Source organism: Methanomicrobium sp. (assembly GCF_055145805.1).
The window spans coordinates 1-15,260 of the sequence record NZ_JBSREC010000087.1; the positions used below are offsets into that span (position 1 = coordinate 1).

The 15,260-nt window shown below is 38.6% G+C and carries 16 protein-coding genes; 10 read left to right on the plus strand and 6 right to left on the minus strand.

The annotated features are described in order from the left end of the window. Positions 1-790 precede the first annotated feature (790 nt). The 5 genes from ACTB1O_RS07905 to ACTB1O_RS07925 form a co-directional block, all read right to left on the minus strand. Entirely contained in the window at positions 791-1,651 is an 861-nt protein-coding gene (locus ACTB1O_RS07905; RefSeq protein WP_462994594.1) for a class I SAM-dependent methyltransferase, read from the minus strand. A gap of 132 nt (positions 1,652-1,783) precedes the next feature. Next, positions 1,784-2,698 (minus strand): radical SAM protein, encoded by a 915-nt coding sequence (locus ACTB1O_RS07910; protein ID WP_462994595.1) that lies wholly within the window; start codon positions 2,696-2,698, stop codon positions 1,784-1,786. A gap of 363 nt (positions 2,699-3,061) precedes the next feature. Beyond that, positions 3,062-4,819 carry a sensor histidine kinase gene (locus tag ACTB1O_RS07915; RefSeq protein ID WP_462994596.1) on the minus strand — a complete coding sequence of 586 codons (1,758 nt, stop codon included), beginning with the start codon at positions 4,817-4,819 and terminating at the stop codon, positions 3,062-3,064. 30 nt (positions 4,820-4,849) lie between these two features. Next, on the minus strand, positions 4,850-5,881 hold the full coding sequence (locus ACTB1O_RS07920) for a uroporphyrinogen decarboxylase family protein (RefSeq protein ID WP_462994597.1): 1,032 nt from the start codon (positions 5,879-5,881) through the stop codon (positions 4,850-4,852). 1 nt (position 5,882) lies between these two features. After that, positions 5,883-6,563 carry a cobalamin B12-binding domain-containing protein gene (locus ACTB1O_RS07925; RefSeq protein ID WP_462994598.1) on the minus strand — a complete coding sequence of 227 codons (681 nt, stop codon included), beginning with the start codon at positions 6,561-6,563 and terminating at the stop codon, positions 5,883-5,885. 105 nt (positions 6,564-6,668) lie between these two features. On the opposite strand from ACTB1O_RS07925, the gene ACTB1O_RS07930 reads away from it, so the two are divergent. Beyond that, positions 6,669-7,475: a class I SAM-dependent methyltransferase gene (locus ACTB1O_RS07930; RefSeq protein WP_462994599.1), complete on the plus strand. Its 807-nt coding sequence runs from the start codon at positions 6,669-6,671 to the stop codon at positions 7,473-7,475. On the opposite strand, the gene ACTB1O_RS07935 is transcribed toward ACTB1O_RS07930, so the two are convergent. Beyond that, positions 7,472-8,947, minus strand: a complete 1,476-nt coding sequence (locus ACTB1O_RS07935; RefSeq protein WP_462994600.1) for a response regulator — start codon at positions 8,945-8,947, stop codon at positions 7,472-7,474. The two genes, ACTB1O_RS07930 and ACTB1O_RS07935, sit on opposite strands and share 4 nt — an antisense overlap. Positions 8,948-9,760: 813 nt before the next feature. Between ACTB1O_RS07935 and ACTB1O_RS07940 the strand changes: the two genes are divergently transcribed. From ACTB1O_RS07940 to ACTB1O_RS07980, 9 genes are all read left to right on the plus strand, one after another. Further along, positions 9,761-10,222, plus strand: coding sequence for a metal-dependent transcriptional regulator (locus ACTB1O_RS07940; protein ID WP_462994601.1), 462 nt, complete (start codon positions 9,761-9,763; stop codon positions 10,220-10,222). Positions 10,223-10,587: 365 nt separating this feature from the next. Then, on the plus strand, positions 10,588-10,719 hold the full coding sequence (locus ACTB1O_RS07945) for a hypothetical protein (RefSeq protein WP_462994602.1): 132 nt from the start codon (positions 10,588-10,590) through the stop codon (positions 10,717-10,719). Between the two features lie 584 nt (positions 10,720-11,303). Next, positions 11,304-11,771: a metal-dependent transcriptional regulator gene (locus tag ACTB1O_RS07950; protein WP_462994603.1), complete on the plus strand. Its 468-nt coding sequence runs from the start codon at positions 11,304-11,306 to the stop codon at positions 11,769-11,771. A gap of 61 nt (positions 11,772-11,832) precedes the next feature. Further along, positions 11,833-12,363 (plus strand): TrmO family methyltransferase domain-containing protein, encoded by a 531-nt coding sequence (locus tag ACTB1O_RS07955; RefSeq protein ID WP_462994604.1) that lies wholly within the window; start codon positions 11,833-11,835, stop codon positions 12,361-12,363. A 122-nt stretch (positions 12,364-12,485) separates the two neighbouring features. After that, entirely contained in the window at positions 12,486-12,704 is a 219-nt protein-coding gene (locus tag ACTB1O_RS07960; protein ID WP_462994605.1) for a FeoA family protein, read from the plus strand. A 2-nt stretch (positions 12,705-12,706) separates the two neighbouring features. Then, a complete protein-coding gene (locus ACTB1O_RS07965; RefSeq protein ID WP_462994606.1) occupies positions 12,707-12,955 on the plus strand; it encodes a FeoA family protein in 249 nt (82 codons plus the stop codon). A 211-nt stretch (positions 12,956-13,166) separates the two neighbouring features. Next, positions 13,167-13,409, plus strand: a complete 243-nt coding sequence (locus ACTB1O_RS07970) for a FeoA family protein (RefSeq protein ID WP_462994607.1) — start codon at positions 13,167-13,169, stop codon at positions 13,407-13,409. A gap of 40 nt (positions 13,410-13,449) precedes the next feature. Then, the gene (locus ACTB1O_RS07975; RefSeq protein WP_462994608.1) at positions 13,450-14,046 is read left to right on the plus strand and encodes a FeoB small GTPase domain-containing protein; all 597 of its coding nucleotides are present in this window, start codon (positions 13,450-13,452) and stop codon (positions 14,044-14,046) included. Then, positions 14,047-15,258 (plus strand): nucleoside recognition domain-containing protein, encoded by a 1,212-nt coding sequence (locus ACTB1O_RS07980; protein ID WP_462994609.1) that lies wholly within the window; start codon positions 14,047-14,049, stop codon positions 15,256-15,258. Positions 15,259-15,260: the final 2 nt, after the last annotated feature.

Here is a 15,260-nt window from a genome sequence, read left to right on the forward strand (position 1 = left end):
TCACCGATGCGGAAATAATTGCATAAAATAAACTTTCTCCATACGAAACCGTAGGATTTCCGGTCAGCAAATATCCACAAATATAAGCTAAATAATTAAATAAAGACCTTAAATTACGGCCTCCAATGGAAACTACAGGGTATAAAATAATTTACTAAAAAAATCTGCCTTTTTTTAAACTCAGGCGGATTAGATGAAGGGTATATCTTCTGGATCATACCATCCAAATGCCGGCATATTTATATTATCCCCCGATGATTGCTGAAGTTTCTTACAGAAATCGAAAACTTCTGTAATCTCATGACACGGCAACACAAAACATAGATCAAAAACCCCCCATTGAATCTTATGAATGGTGCTCTATTGCACAACCACCATACTATTATTGAACATTGTCACGATAAACTTTTGCATATCTTCTGTGATATGCAAATTGAAAATTTACAGAAAGGTGCATTCAAAGAAAAAGCTCTGATCCAATTTTTATACATGATTTGTCTTTTTGTCAAAAAAAAAATTAAAAAAAACCAAAAAATTACCTATGTTATAAATATATTAGACAAAATTAATTAAAAAAATGAAAATGCTTTTTTTTATTCTTTTTTATGATGAAATAATTATGCAGAATATTATTCTTTTTTCTGTTGCCGCATATATTAAATATTATGTAATATTGAGTCAGAAAATATTTACTTTATTTGATTTTTTTGTCCTGAAAAAAAACATCTTATATCCCGGGTCAAAAAAACACAGGACTGGCATACGCCCTGTTGTTTTTGGATTTTTCTTATCAGACATAAGTGCTTTGATAATCCTGATCTTTTGGAGTCCAGTGGATTAATGCCTGCCTTATACAGGTTTTTTGTTCAAGTCTTCCATTTTCGGCAGGTTTTAGCCTGTCTCTAAAATATTCATAAGCAGAATCTTTTTCTGCATGTGTAATTCTTCTGTTCAAAAGCGCCTTTGAGACAGCATCCTCCACACTCATAAATGAATCAGTCCATCCGTGCTCCTGAATCCTGACATCCGCATATATGCCTATATCATGAAGAATATTTAATAAACAGATATAATCCGGATAATGCGGTTTTTCTACATACATCTTTTTTCCGGATTCTGAGATATACTTTAACAGCTCATCATCATGTCTCTTTTTGGCAAACCAAAAGATGTATACTTCCCTTTTAGATGCCCTGTGCAGTTTATCAAGTGCCCATGCCGCATCATAAAAACCCATGGAAAAAGCGGATATTACAACATCATGAGGATCCATATCCCTCTTTAAGCAGACATCCTCCCACTTTTTCTGTACATACCGGCAATTTGAAAGATTTGCCTCCATCATATTGTCACGGAGGTACATGAGCATCCTTGCCGAAGGATCAACTGCAGTAACCATTTTGACCTTTCGTGCAACCGGGACAGTAAGTCTGCCGGTTCCGGCACCGACATCAAGAACAGTATCTTCCGGCCTCAAATCCAAAAGATTCACATCCAGAATAGCATTGTTTTGGTTGTCCATAACAGACTGATCATAAAAGTCCGCCCTCTTATCCCAGACAATCCCTGCATCCTCCTCAGGAATAACAGATGAAAACCGCCTCCTTACAGCAAGTTTCCAGAATTCATTATAGTCAATTATCCCTCCCATATCCTCTCCATAAATAATAATTTAAAAAAACCTGTAAAAAATAAATAAACAAATTTTCGCATATTACAATTAAAAACTGATTGATCCAATTATATATAAAGAATGTTGTAAAAAAAAGAGCGGGATTGATCTCTAAAAGCCTCTGTAAAGACCGTATTCCTTTGCAGTATCCAGTGCATCATTATATTCTTCAGAAGTTACACCCCTGTCAAGACCAGATATATTCGAAAATCCTGCCTTCCATTCAGGCCTGTAATGACCCTTTATAGTTACATATGTGTCCTTTGAGATCTCTTCTGCAATGAATCTGAATACTTCCTCTGTCCCGGAAAGGCCATCAGGAAGAATCAGATGACGAACTAAAAGGCCACTTTTCGCAATCCCGTCTTTGTCACAGACAAGATCCCCCGTCTGCCTGTACATCTCCTTTATGGAGTCCTTCATGAATTTGGAATAATCATTTGCATCTGATAAAAATCTTGCAGTACTGTCGTTTCCAAATTTTGCATCGGGCATGTAAATATCCACAATTCCGTCAAGAAGCCGCAGAACTTCAGGCCTTTCGTAACCGCAGGTATTATAGACCAGAGGTATTTTGAGCCCGATATCTGCTGCATTTTTTACAGCACCCACTATCTGCGGAATAAAATGGGTGGGAGATACAAGATTTATGTTGTGGCAACCCTCATTCTGAAGCTGAATCATCATATCTGCAAGTTCTGACTCATTACAGAGATTCCCCTTTCCCAAATGACTTTTTGAATGATTCTGATGAAATATACACCCGAGGGTACATTCCGGGAAGAAGACAGCCCCCGATCCCCTTGTTCCGGATATTGGTCTTTCCTCCCCGAAATATGCTTCATATGAAGATACCCGGGGCAAAATCCCGCTTTTGCAGTATCCGGTATTTCCGGATTCCCTGTCTACCCCGCATTTTCTGGGACATAACAGACAATTATTCAGATTAAGTTTCGCTTCCCATTCACGCTCGTCCAACACTCCCGATTTATGAAGCTTCAGATAAGATGCTCCCCTTTCTTCCATATTTATTATACCTCCCTTTCGACTGGCAGATCTGCATTACATATTACTGCCCCCTATTCCGATCTACTGGTAGATAAATGTTGACCAGACGGTGTCAGAAAGAACCATAAGGCATAAGGATTTTAACGGCAGAAACGCCCTTTCTTCTCTATATCTGAATGCAAAGGCTTCTTATTACAAATATAGCCTGTTTTGAAAATTTTCCCATTTCTTTATTTAAAAAAAAGGAATTGACCGAAATGTTTAAAAGAGGACACAAATAATGAATAGTCAAAAAAATATACAGCTTTGCCGGAGCCCTGGCGGATATATTACACTTAAACAAATTCAAAAAAACAGAATGGAAATTTTCTGACTGCCGCTTTAATATAACCTGTAACAGTCCGGGGGAACTATTACCTCAAAGCACGCCCCTTTTTTAAAAATGCCTGTCTCTTTAATGTTAATTTTTGTAATTTCAAGAACCTCTCTTACTAAAAACAGGCCATATCCGTGATTTTTTCCAACTCCTGCCTTAAATATTTGTTCTTTTTTGTCATCGGCAACACCTTCCCCGTTATCCTCAAAGAATATTAAAAGACCCTCATCTGACTCTTTTGCATAAACAGACAATTTTGTCATTCCTTCTGCATGATTAAAAGCATTTGAAATTATATTGCAGAAGACTTTTCCCAGCATAGGATCGGCATATACCTCTGCCTTCGGCAGTCTGACAGATACTTCAACATCCCTGTCTTCAGAGATATTTTTCAGACAGGATTTCACAAGTGGTTCAATATCATACCATCCGGGAGGCGACACGCCCATATCCTGATAGTCTCGTGTAAACTCTATCTGCTTTTGAATTTCAGATACAGCTCCTTTAACAAGGTTAAGCCTTTTTCCGAATTCTTCCGGAGAATCATCAATAACCATATCCAGATAGGCATCTGCAACCATTATCTGATTCAGGATGTCATGCCTTGTTATGCCGGATAAAAGACTGAGTTTTTTTATTGCAGCGGAGAGAGAAGATTCTGCTTTTTTTCTGAGTTCAATCTCTTCTTCTCTCATTAAAAGAGCAGAATTAAGTTTGTTATAAGCACGGGCATTCGCAATAGAAAGTCCGCAGACCCCCAGCATAAATAGTGCCGAATTTCGATATCTTTCAAGATACTGGGGAAATTCAACCCTGCTAACACCTATAAACCCAACAGTCTCATCCATATGCCTGACAGGGAATATGAATCCGCCATTTAGAACATTTTCACTCTTCAAACCGGATTCACTTTTTATGATGGATTCAAATTCCGGAAATTTCGCATTTTTTGGCCTTATGATAATTTCTCCCGCCTTTTTGTCGACAACAGGAGAATATGCGGTACATTCGGGAGAAAAAAGGACTGTAAAAAGGTCAAGTATTGAACTGATAACTTCTTTTTCATTATTAAGTCTTGCAACGGAGTTTATCAGATCCATTGCCATCAGGGAATCTGCAAGCTGTTTTTTTCTATCATCGTCCTGTGATAAGAGAATTTTTTTCTCATAAGAGCAGATTTCAGACTTTATTGCAGACATCAGAGAGAGTCTGAAATAATCCACACCTGTATACTCCCGCTGAACAGAAATGCCTGTTATTTCCTTTATTTTTTCATCGTATTCGCCAGATTTATCATCAGTACCGGTATCATAGATGAAAATTTTTTTGAAAAATCCTCTGCTTTCTTCTGAATCCGGGGAGGATTCCGGCAAAAAGGGCAGATTAAAATCAGAACTTACAAGATGTTTAGCCATTGAAGGATTCATAAAATAGTATCCTTCACGGACTTTTCTGCCGAATAAATCTTCAGGCATAAAGAGTTCTGCTCCCTCTTTTAATGGAAATACCCTTTCAGAATAATCTTTTGGTACCTTTACATTGTAAGAACAGGCACAAGTGACTATGCAAAAACGGCTGCATTCATCTGATATTTTCCCGATTGCCTCATTAAAACCGGACTGCCAGTCTTTGGATGAGACACAGTGGCAGGGATAGGAAATTACAGAGATTTTATCGGACATCTCTTCTTTTTCCTCAGAAAGAACTGCTAAAACCTCCTTTAATAGGTTTTCACATACCAGAATTCCAACAGGTTTTTTCATGTTATAACCACCTAATTTAAAACACGGCTTTTAATATCTTCCATATTTCCTTGCAAAGCCGGATATTGCATGAAGCGTTTCTTCAGGTACCTGCCACGGGATCTCACCGTGGTTGTCTGAGAGAATAAAACCACCTCCGGATGCAGCCTTGTCTATTGCCACTTTTACAGCCGATTCAGCCTGTTCCTTTGACCAGTGAGACATCTCAATGCCGTTTAGATTCCCGATAACAGTCAGCCTGTTTTTAAAGGTCTTTTTTACAACCGCAAGATCTTCAAGTGCTGATACACCAATAGCGACAGTATTTGTATCACACAGAAGGTCTGCTATACCAAGCGATCTTCCTGAAGCAAGGTGGGTAATACATGGCCCTTTTATAGCGGCAATAGTCTCTTTTGCAATCTTAAACCCTGTATTTTTATACTGCTCAGGAGTGATTATGGAAGGTGATGAGACAGGATCAAAATAAACAATAGCAGTTGCACCTGCCTCAATCTGCGCATTGGCCCAGTTTATGCAGAACTCTTTGTTGATCTCCATTAAAGCCCAAAAGCCGTCTTTATCTTGTAAAAAGAGATCCAGATAGCCCTCAAAGCCCATCTGCATTACAGGAAGGGAGAGGGGTGATACGACAACACCGGGAATGGGGACTTTGTCACCGTATCTGTCACTTAAAGTATCAGTAATCTTTAAAATACGCAAAAGGCTTTCTGAGGATGATATTTCCGGAACTTTCAGATCATATATCTCCTCCGGACTTTTTATTACAGGCCTTCCTGCATTTGGGGGCCCGTCATCATAGTATATGACATCCCCTCCAAAGGCCATTGTCTCAACGGCAGCGAAGCAAAAAGGAAAAAGACAGTCATGGCCGTATTTTTCCCTTAATATCTCCTGGCCTTTTACAACATTTTCAGGACGTGAATAATATTCCTGAATTGAGAGATTAAGCTCTTTTGCGCCGTGCATTGTGACCAGAAGGAAAAGAGGGACACGGTCCGGCTCTTTATGCCCGAGTGTTGTTAATGTCCTCTCAAGTGGTGTCATCTCATCAGAATTCATTTTAGATTCCTCCGGAATATTTTATTATATAATTAAGTGTTTCAACAGCATCTGCCGCATATGCATCAGCACCGACAGAATTCAACAGGGTTTTATCGAGATTGAAAGGTGCACCGCCCACAATAACCTTTACAGAAGGATTCTTTTCCTTAATTATTGCCATAAAATCCTTTACCTTAAGAGCTGCACGAAGCATAAGGGCAGATATCAGAATTATCTCAATTTCATCCTCTTCAACTTTTCTTGCAAGTTCTTCTGCGGTTATTCCGGCACCATAATCTATAACATTTATTCCTGCGGAATGCAGAACTGCAACAACGGTCTGCTTTCCAAGAGTGTGGTGATCTTCAAGTACGGCAATAGCTGTCTTTTTGACATTACTAATCAGATCGTCTTTCCCGGGTTTTAGGGACAATATGAAGTCCTCACAGATTCTGCCGCTGATATAAACCTGTGAAAGAGAAAAAATTCCTTCTTCCCAGCCTTTTCCTATCCGGTCAAGAGCAGGAACTATGACCTCATTTATAAACCCGTACCTGTCCTCCTCATCAAACGAATCGTTGAGAACCTTCTTTGCAGCAGATATGTCAGAAGCTAAAAGAGCCTTTTCAAGTTCTGTGGTCTCAGGTTCCCGGACTTTATGCGGATAGATAAAATCCTGCTTTAATCCTGTGGTATCCATCTGAATTCACTGATGTGTCCATTATTTTAAATGGTATATATAGATTGAGGTAATCTAAACAGACTTAAAGAAGATTTTTTAAGATTTAAAGCAATTTCTTCTGAGATGAATATTAAAAGGATTCTTGCGAATAAAATTCCGGAAGATTCCTTAAAATCCCTTTCCGGACACTTTGAGGTCACAGGTGACATTGCCGTCATATCTGTTCCCCCCGATTGCCAAAACTACAAAGAAGAGATAGCAGGCGCCATATTCTCAATAAGAAAAGACGTAAAGACAGTTCTTGCAAAAACCTCCTGCCTCAAAGGTGAGAGAAGGGTGGGAGGATATGAATTCATAAAAGGTGAGATGCGAACAGAAACACTGCATAAAGAAGCAGGATATTCTTACAGAATTGATCGCTCCTCTGTTTTTTTCAGCCCGAAACTCTGCTATGAAAGGATGCGGATTGCATCACAGATCAAACCTTTTGAAAGAATAATTGTTCCATTTGCAGGAGCAGGACCGTTTGCCATCCCTGCCGCAGACAGGGCCCTTGAGGTTTTGGCAGTTGAGAAAAACCCGGATGCCTGCCGATATTTTATGGAGAACCTCAATATTAACAGACTAAGGGAGAAAGGAGATGTTATATGCGGCGATGCACTTACAATTCCGGATATCTTTTGTGAAAAGGAAATTTTTGACCGTGCAATAATCCCGACTGCCTACGGACTTGACAGGGCTCTTTTGAAAACAGCCGCTGTTGTTAAAACAGGCGGAATTATTCATTTCTATACATTCAAAACAAAAGAGGAGATTACAGAACTTATTCTCTCCTTTGAGAAAGAAGGGCTAAAGACTGTTTTTTCCAGACGCTGCGGAAATATTGCGCCGGGCGTTTACAGATGGGTATTTGATCTGAAAAAAACCTAAAAGGCAGAGCCGGTAACAACAGATACGACGGCACCCTTTAACTCCTCCTTTGATCCCGCTCTGCAGAGCGTAAAAACAACAGATGTCCCCAGATCAGGTTCTCCTTTCACTCTTTCATGCGCATATATGCTGCCGCCGTACCTCTTTATAAGAGAAGCCACAATATGAAGGCCGAGACACCTTCCGCCTGCAGGCTTTCTCTCCGAAAGCTCGCCTGATGAGATCTTCTCCATAATGCCTTTCGGCATTCCGCATGAGTCATCCTCAATTGCAACCTCAACAAAATCCTTTTTTTCAGTGATTTTTACTCTGATTTTGGTTTTTGAATTTCCATAGCGGACTGCGTTTCCAAAAAGATTGTAGAAAACAGATCCCAAAAGACTGTCTGCATACACAAAGCAACCTGTCTTTTCACAAGAGATATCAAAACCACCAAAAGATGATATTTCATTTTCTATAACGTCATCAAGAGGCAAAGACTGAAGTGTGAACCCGCCGTCCTCTATTTTCCTGAGACATTCTATATTGGATAATGTGGAGTTAATCGCCCCAAAGCAGGCATCAAGGTTTAAAAGCGGTTTTTTGAGTTTGTCTGAGGATTCAGCCAGTGTCTTCAGGATTTCCATACACCCCAGACCCGAAAAAACCGCATTTTTTATGTCATGGCCCATAAGGTCAAGATAAAGATCAGAATTTTCACCAGAATCACTGCAGATTCGTGGGATCTTTTCCTCTTCTGCATGATGAAGCTCTGCAAATATTCCTGCAAAACCGTGCTTTTCATTATGATAAAGTGTGGCAAAAAAAGTAACAGGCACTATTCTGCTTTCCCCTGTCTTAAGATACAGCAAACGATCGCTGATTTTCCCCTCATCAAGGGCATCTTGGATCGCCCTGCCTGCTGCGCCGGGATCAGTAAAATGCTCACAAAACTGCGTCTTTACAAGCTCATCCCTCGAAAGAGCTGCGATATCCTCCATTGAGGTGTTGACATCATCTATTAAGCCATCACAGCCGATTGTTATGAGAGGATCAACATGCGCCTCAATCAGGCATTTGTTGTACTCGTTTGCTTCAAAAAGCTCTTTTTCAGCTTTTTTCTTCCTATATGAACTCATTATCTTATGGCTCAGTTCTGCAAACTGTGAGTTCGGATCTCCCCCCTTTTGTATATATGAATCAACACCGCAGTTTAAGGCTTCAATTACAACATCCTCCCTGCTCCTACCTGTAAAAATAATAAAAGGGACACTATTACCATCTTTTCTGATGCTTTTTAAAAATTCAATCCCATTCATTTCAGGCATTTCATAATCGGATACTATTATATCATATTTTCCTGATTTCATCTTTTCAATAGCTTTTAAAGCTGAATTTTGTGTGCTGATGTTAAAATGTCCGGTTCTTTCAAGAAAGATCTTTGTGATCTCAAGGACTGAGGGTTCATCATCAACAAGTAAAACATTTATCATTGCATCTTTAGTGTGTTTTTAGGGCCAAAAATAGCCTTTCCTAATAATTTTTGCTTTTTCATTCAGGGTTTAATATTCAAAGGTTTTTTTCAGATTTCCTAACAATATTCTTGATTTAATATCAGAAATACAGAGGACAATTATTCAAAGTCCAGAGTTTGTAGCCACACCTATTACTTTCATAATTTAAAATAAAATTGAGATTAGAGGCGATGACAGCCAATTCCCGCAGCATCGGGGAGAAAGCCGAAAATATAATAGAAAAATCACTTTAAAAAAGTGATATTCCCTGTTTTCCCGAATTATTTCGATTTAAAATTATTAGGGAGTTGTACCTCCATCCTAAAAAAATTAGGCAGAATCCAATTCTGATAATTTTTTTTAAAGGCATTTGAATTTTTTGATGAAACTAAAACCATGCAATATCTTAATTGTACAAAAGAAGAGAAAGGGAATTTAAGTTGAATTTATGGATGAAAATCATCAGGAGGTTGTGCAATATAAATAAAATAAAGAGCCCGAACAATTAAGAAAATATATATCCGTAGGATCCTCAGAGACACCATTACATAAAAATCCCAAAACACAGGTAGTTATTAATATTACAATACACACACATCCTTTCGATTTTATTAATCGCTAAAATCTTGATTGAACACCACAATACCTTTTAAATTTTTTTGTATCCATCTGCAAAGATCTGCTTTCTAAAAGATTTCTTTGGAAAACCTAATAATATTAGGGAGACAGATAATAGTTACTAATAATAAATTTATAAAAAAACTTTCAATTCAATTTACCCGGAAAAATATCATGAACGGTCAGAACAGCAGTTTAAGCAGAACAGCAGAGGATTATCTGGAGGCAATCCTTAACATCAGTCTTGTAAAAGGATATGCCAAAACACGCGATATTGCAAAAGAGCTTGGCGTAACCCCGCCTTCTGTTGTCGAGATGTTTATTAAGCTTGATAAACTAGGAATGATTGAATACCGCAAGTATGAAGGTGTTATTCTAAAACCAAAGGGAAGGGAGATTGCCAGTGTTATAAAATACAGGCATGAAACCCTGATGGCATTTTTAAAGCTTATATCTGTTCCTGATAAAATTGCAGATGAAGATGCCTGCTTAATGGAGCATGAATTAAATCCAAAAACCATAGAACAAATTCATCTCTTTGTAGACTTTTTAAATGAACGCGGCTCTAAAAATCACACGCTGGAAGATTTCAAAGAGTTTTGTGTTGTTAAAAAAGCGGCGGAAAGCCTGAAATAAATGCATTAATTTTTTTTAATTAAATTGAAAAATCCTGTTTTTTTAAGAGAGAAACTGGTTTTCCCAAGATCTTATCCGGCTAAATTACCGGGAAACAAACAGGGATAATTTTTAAAATTAAAAAGTTAGGGATTCCAAAAGAAATCCTAAAAAGTATAGGATTTTTTTTTTAACCGTTTCTTCTTTGGGTTGTCTTTATCCAAACCTAACGGACTACCTTGTATTGTAACAAAAAGGAGGAGATTTCAACGATTGAGAAATCAAAATCAGAAGAACGAAAAAAATTTGATAATATCAAAGATTCAGATGAGAATTTTGACTATTCTAAAATAACACTTGAAAAATTCCAGAATAGGTGTTATTGAATGAATTTTAAGGCCTCAATTAGAGGTGTGGGCAGAACGGAAGATATTCCATATGAACTGCTTGCGATGCTTGGACTGACAAACAAAAACTCACAGGAGGTTTTTATAAAAACAACAAAAAAAACAAATTAATGGACATATGCATTATCCGGATATAATTAAACACTGCAAATAATAGTTAAAATCCAGCAGCCAGTTTGCAAATGCTATAACCGGGTTATATCTATCACACAACCAAAAAAATATAAAACCGAAAAAAGCGACATAATTAAAAAAATGTAAATAAAAATTGCAGGAAAGACTACAAAATATCTGTAAAAAATACCTCATTCATATTTTTTGATCGGATATACCTCTACAACCGGATTACCTCTAATAAAAAATCCAAAAACTCAAATTCAAAATGAGTTTGAATAAACAACACACGTAAACCATATAATGGATTTTCAAATAGATTTCCTAACTTTTTAAAAGCAGTTTCCATTTTTATTTTACAATTATACGTGACAGTTTAATTAAAAAATGTAATTCACCGGAAATTTTTTATTCGCTAAATTTTTCCCAGGGTATATTCGACATAAAAGATCAAAACTCCAAAAAACAAGATATAATTTTTGGTTTTATTAATAAAACCTAACAATATTAGGATGACAGATAAAAGTTCCTAACACCAAAAAAATAAGAATCAGAAATATAGATAGTGGAGAAGATACCGGATGAATACCCAGACCAGCAATAGCACTCTAAGCAGGAAAGCCGAGGACTATCTGGAAGCAATTCTTAATGTGAGCCTTGAAAAAGGATATGCCAAGACACGTGATATTGCAAAAGAACTTGGAGTAAGCCCTCCTTCTGTTGTCGAGATGTTTCTAAAACTCGACAAACTCGGAATGGTTGAATACAGAAAATACGAAGGTGTTATTTTAAAGCCGAAGGGAAGAGAGATTGCAAGTGTGATAAAATACAGGCATGAAACCCTGATGGCATTTTTAAAACTGATATCTGTTCCTGAAAAAATCGCAGACGAAGATGCATGTATGATGGAGCATGAACTAAATCCAAAAACTATTGAACAGATTCACCTCTTTGTTGATTTTTTAAACGAACAGGGCTCTAAAAATCATACATTGCAGGACTTCCATGAATTCTGCGTCGTTAAAAAAGCGGTTGAAAACTTAAATTAATGCATTATTTTTCATATAACCAAAATTACATATTTTAAAAAAACAGATTTGATTGATAATTATGACAGATAATAAAATCAAAATTAACCCAATAGGAATTGTTAAAAACACCATAAAAAGCCCCGCACTTATTGCAGACGAAGACGGACTCAGGCAGAACAGTGATAAAAAAGCTGTACAGAAAGGATTTTATGAAACAGAAGAGGAGATATCAGAGATAATATTGAATGAAGAATTTGAAGAGCTTCTTGAAGGAATAGAGGAGTACTCACATATTGTAATCCTCTTTTGGGGACATGGAATAACAGATGAAGGCAGAAACCTCAAAAAAGTTCACCCGATGGGATCAGAGGATATTCCACTTACAGGTCTCTTCTGCACATGCAGCCCGGCAAGACCAAACCCTGTTTTAATGACTGTCGCACGTCTCTGCGGGAGGGAGAAAAACATACTAAAGGTCTCTGGATTTGACGGTATAAACAACAGCCCTGTTCTCGATATAAAGCCTTACGTCAGTGAGTTCTATCCCCGTAAAAATATATCAGTTCCGGGCTGGATGCAAAAGATTGCAGACGAACATTATTCCGAGTGAGAATATTTTTTAGGTTTTTTAAATAAATCCTAACTTTTTTTGGCTGAAGCCTTATTTTCCAAACATCTTTCGGCTCTAATTCATTCTGCCCTAATTAGAGATACTATTCTGAAAAGATGCAGATGATTTTAACAGATCTGAAAAAAAATGACAGGGCATTTATTCAGAGAATTGACGGGGGAGCAGGAGTCAGACAGCAACTCTCACTACGTGGTCTCTCTGAGGGTGTCCTTATAAGAATGGTGGACTGCACATGCGGCCCTGTAATTCTTGATATAAAAGGCTCGACACTTGCCCTCGGAAAAGGTCTGGCCGGAAAAATAACAGTTGACAGGTGCTAAAAATGTCCTTAACTCTTTTTGATATGGAATATGGCACCCGCGGGGTCATAAAAGAGATAAAAAAATATTCACGGGAGCTCAACGCACTTGGAATTCGTGTCGGAAAGATTGTTAAGATGGTTACAAAACAGCCGATAAAGGGACCTGTTGTTGTGATTACAGGCGAAGTTCAGGTTGCAATAGGTATAGAGATGGCATCAGGGATTATTGTGGACAAATACACCGGCCCTGTTTATCCGGATGATAAATAAATTCAAATCTGCTATACCTTTGAACTCATTTAGGTTTTCTTCTGTTTTTCCTAATCTCTTTTGGAAGATAGGTGTATTCAGAAACAATTTCGGGGGATGTTAATCCCTCCCTAACCTACAATATTCATGGGAAGACCGGACAGGGTAAATTTTCCTAGAAACAGTCATAAGATTGTTTTTTCCGGCAGAAAATTTATTGACTGGTGTACCTATGCAGAAAAAACTCTCAGAGATGAAATACAAAGAAACAGGCCTCATTAAAGAGATATTCGGGGTTTCAAATGACTTAAACCCAATGGGGATCCGTGTCGGAAAAATTGTTGAAATGGTGACAAAGCAGCCGGTGAAAGGGCCGGTTGTCGTTGTTACAGGAGAAGTCGAAGTTGCAATAGGACTGGAAATGGCATCTGAAATAATCGTTGAGATTATTGAGACAACCAATAAAACAGCCTGAAAAACCTGATTTTTAAAAACTGCAAATTATGGAGAAAAAAATGGATAAAAAAAACAACACGATACTCCTTATAGGAAACCCGAATGTCGGAAAGAGCGTACTCTTCAACCGGCTTACAGGTGCTGACGCCGTTGTGTCCAACTATCCGGGAACAACCGTTGATTATACAAAAGGAAAGGTTGTGCTTGATAAAAAAAATTACACAGTAATAGACGTCCCCGGTGCATACTCTTTGGATGCAAGAGATAAGGCCGAGGAAGTCTGTGTAAGGATGCTTGAGGAGAACAAAGACGCTATTGCTGTTATTGTTCTTGATGCAACAAGAATAGAACGCGGCCTGTACATTGCGCTTGAGACAATTGAAAAGGGATTTTTGGCAGTTGTTGTGCTGAATATGATTGATGCGGCAAAGGAGAGAGAAATATCTGTTGATTCAGAGAAGCTTCAGAAGATACTCGGAGTCCCTGTTGTAAAGACAAGTGCAATCAATGGAGAGGGGATAAAAAATCTCGGCGATATTGTGAAAAAAGCACAGTCTGTCGATATAGGAAATATTAAATCACGCAGCGAAGGAAAGATACAGGAACCGGCCGGCCCGCCGGGATGCGCCGGATGTGGCGGATGCGGAGGTGCATAAATGGCACTTACCAGTGAAGAAAGGTGGGCGCTTGTTGACAGTATCTCTGAACAGGTTGTAAAATCAGGCACATACATACAGAAGGTAAGTGATGTCCTTGGAGAGCTCACAGTAAAACCCCTTACAGGAATTCCGGTTGCAATAGGTGTATTATATGCTTTCTGGAGTATATTCGGATCTTTTGCAGGCACACTCTGCACAGACGGATTCTTTGTAAAGTTCTTTGACAACTATTTCCTGCCCTGGATTCAGTCGGCATGGCCGAATCCTGACAGTATTCTGTATTTCCTCTTTGTCGGAGATCCAAATGCCACAAACTGTTTTGAGGCGTTCGGTGTTTTAACATCAGGTCTCTTTGTGGCAATCGGCGTTGTTCTGCCGGCTGTCTTCATATTCTATCTTATGATGGCACTTTTGGAGGATTCAGGTTATCTGCCGCGTCTCGCAGTCCTTGTCGATACCTTCCTGCACAAGATAGGCCTTCACGGATATGCAATAGTACCTACGATTCTTGGTCTCGGGTGCAATGTGCCGGCTGTAACCGCTACAAGGATTCTTGAGACAAGAAAACAGCGGTTTATGATGATGACACTGATTGCTCTCTTCATACCATGCGGGGCACAGCTTGGTGTTATGCTTGAGGTTATTCCCGAAAGCGTCGGGTATGTAATGCTCTTTTTAATCATCGGATATTTCATATTCGGGTACATCCTGAGCAGAATAGTCCCGGGTGAAAACCCGGAAATTCTCATAGATGTTCCCCCCTATCATATGCCTGAGAGACAAAACGTCCTTAAAAAAATAAGGATGAGAACAGGTGGTTTTCTTTTAAATGCTGTTCCTTTTGTTCTCTTTGGTGTGCTGCTGGTGAATGTCCTCTACATTGTGGGATTTATCCAGTGGCTCTCAGACCTGCTCGCACCGCTGTTTGTGACATGGTTTGGTCTTCCAAAAGAGACCGCAGGGCCGCTTGTAACAGCATTTTTAAGAAAGGATCTCGCCGTTGCACAGCTCTCAGTCATTGAGATGACACAGTTTCAGATGATATCGGCAGTTGTTCTGATATCGATATACTTCCCGTGCGTTGCAACATTTGTTGTGATGCTAAAGGAGGGCTGGAAGGAGCTTTTAGCCGCAGTTTTGGTATTGTTTGTCGTGACTTTCATCTACGGCGGAATTATTCATGCAATAGGAATTCTTCTGGGGGTCTGAAT

What these genes read in the sequence shown, in the direction of transcription:
- ACTB1O_RS07905 (WP_462994594.1), bottom strand. Translation starts at nt 1,651, where the DNA reads ATGGGAGGGATAATTGACTATAATGAATTCTGGAAACTTGCTGTAAGG.
- ACTB1O_RS07910 (WP_462994595.1), bottom strand. Translation starts at nt 2,698, where the DNA reads ATGGAAGAAAGGGGAGCATCTTATCTGAAGCTTCATAAATCGGGAGTG.
- ACTB1O_RS07915 (WP_462994596.1), bottom strand. Translation starts at nt 4,819, where the DNA reads ATGAAAAAACCTGTTGGAATTCTGGTATGTGAAAACCTATTAAAGGAG.
- ACTB1O_RS07920 (WP_462994597.1), bottom strand. Translation starts at nt 5,881, where the DNA reads ATGAATTCTGATGAGATGACACCACTTGAGAGGACATTAACAACACTC.
- ACTB1O_RS07925 (WP_462994598.1), bottom strand. Translation starts at nt 6,563, where the DNA reads ATGGATACCACAGGATTAAAGCAGGATTTTATCTATCCGCATAAAGTC.
- ACTB1O_RS07930 (WP_462994599.1), top strand. Translation starts at nt 6,669, where the DNA reads ATGAATATTAAAAGGATTCTTGCGAATAAAATTCCGGAAGATTCCTTA.
- ACTB1O_RS07935 (WP_462994600.1), bottom strand. Translation starts at nt 8,947, where the DNA reads ATGATAAATGTTTTACTTGTTGATGATGAACCCTCAGTCCTTGAGATC.
- ACTB1O_RS07940 (WP_462994601.1), top strand. Translation starts at nt 9,761, where the DNA reads ATGAACGGTCAGAACAGCAGTTTAAGCAGAACAGCAGAGGATTATCTG.
- ACTB1O_RS07945 (WP_462994602.1), top strand. Translation starts at nt 10,588, where the DNA reads ATGAATTTTAAGGCCTCAATTAGAGGTGTGGGCAGAACGGAAGATATT.
- ACTB1O_RS07950 (WP_462994603.1), top strand. Translation starts at nt 11,304, where the DNA reads ATGAATACCCAGACCAGCAATAGCACTCTAAGCAGGAAAGCCGAGGAC.
- ACTB1O_RS07955 (WP_462994604.1), top strand. Translation starts at nt 11,833, where the DNA reads ATGACAGATAATAAAATCAAAATTAACCCAATAGGAATTGTTAAAAAC.
- ACTB1O_RS07960 (WP_462994605.1), top strand. Translation starts at nt 12,486, where the DNA reads ATGATTTTAACAGATCTGAAAAAAAATGACAGGGCATTTATTCAGAGA.
- ACTB1O_RS07965 (WP_462994606.1), top strand. Translation starts at nt 12,707, where the DNA reads ATGTCCTTAACTCTTTTTGATATGGAATATGGCACCCGCGGGGTCATA.
- ACTB1O_RS07970 (WP_462994607.1), top strand. Translation starts at nt 13,167, where the DNA reads ATGCAGAAAAAACTCTCAGAGATGAAATACAAAGAAACAGGCCTCATT.
- ACTB1O_RS07975 (WP_462994608.1), top strand. Translation starts at nt 13,450, where the DNA reads ATGGATAAAAAAAACAACACGATACTCCTTATAGGAAACCCGAATGTC.
- ACTB1O_RS07980 (WP_462994609.1), top strand. Translation starts at nt 14,047, where the DNA reads ATGGCACTTACCAGTGAAGAAAGGTGGGCGCTTGTTGACAGTATCTCT.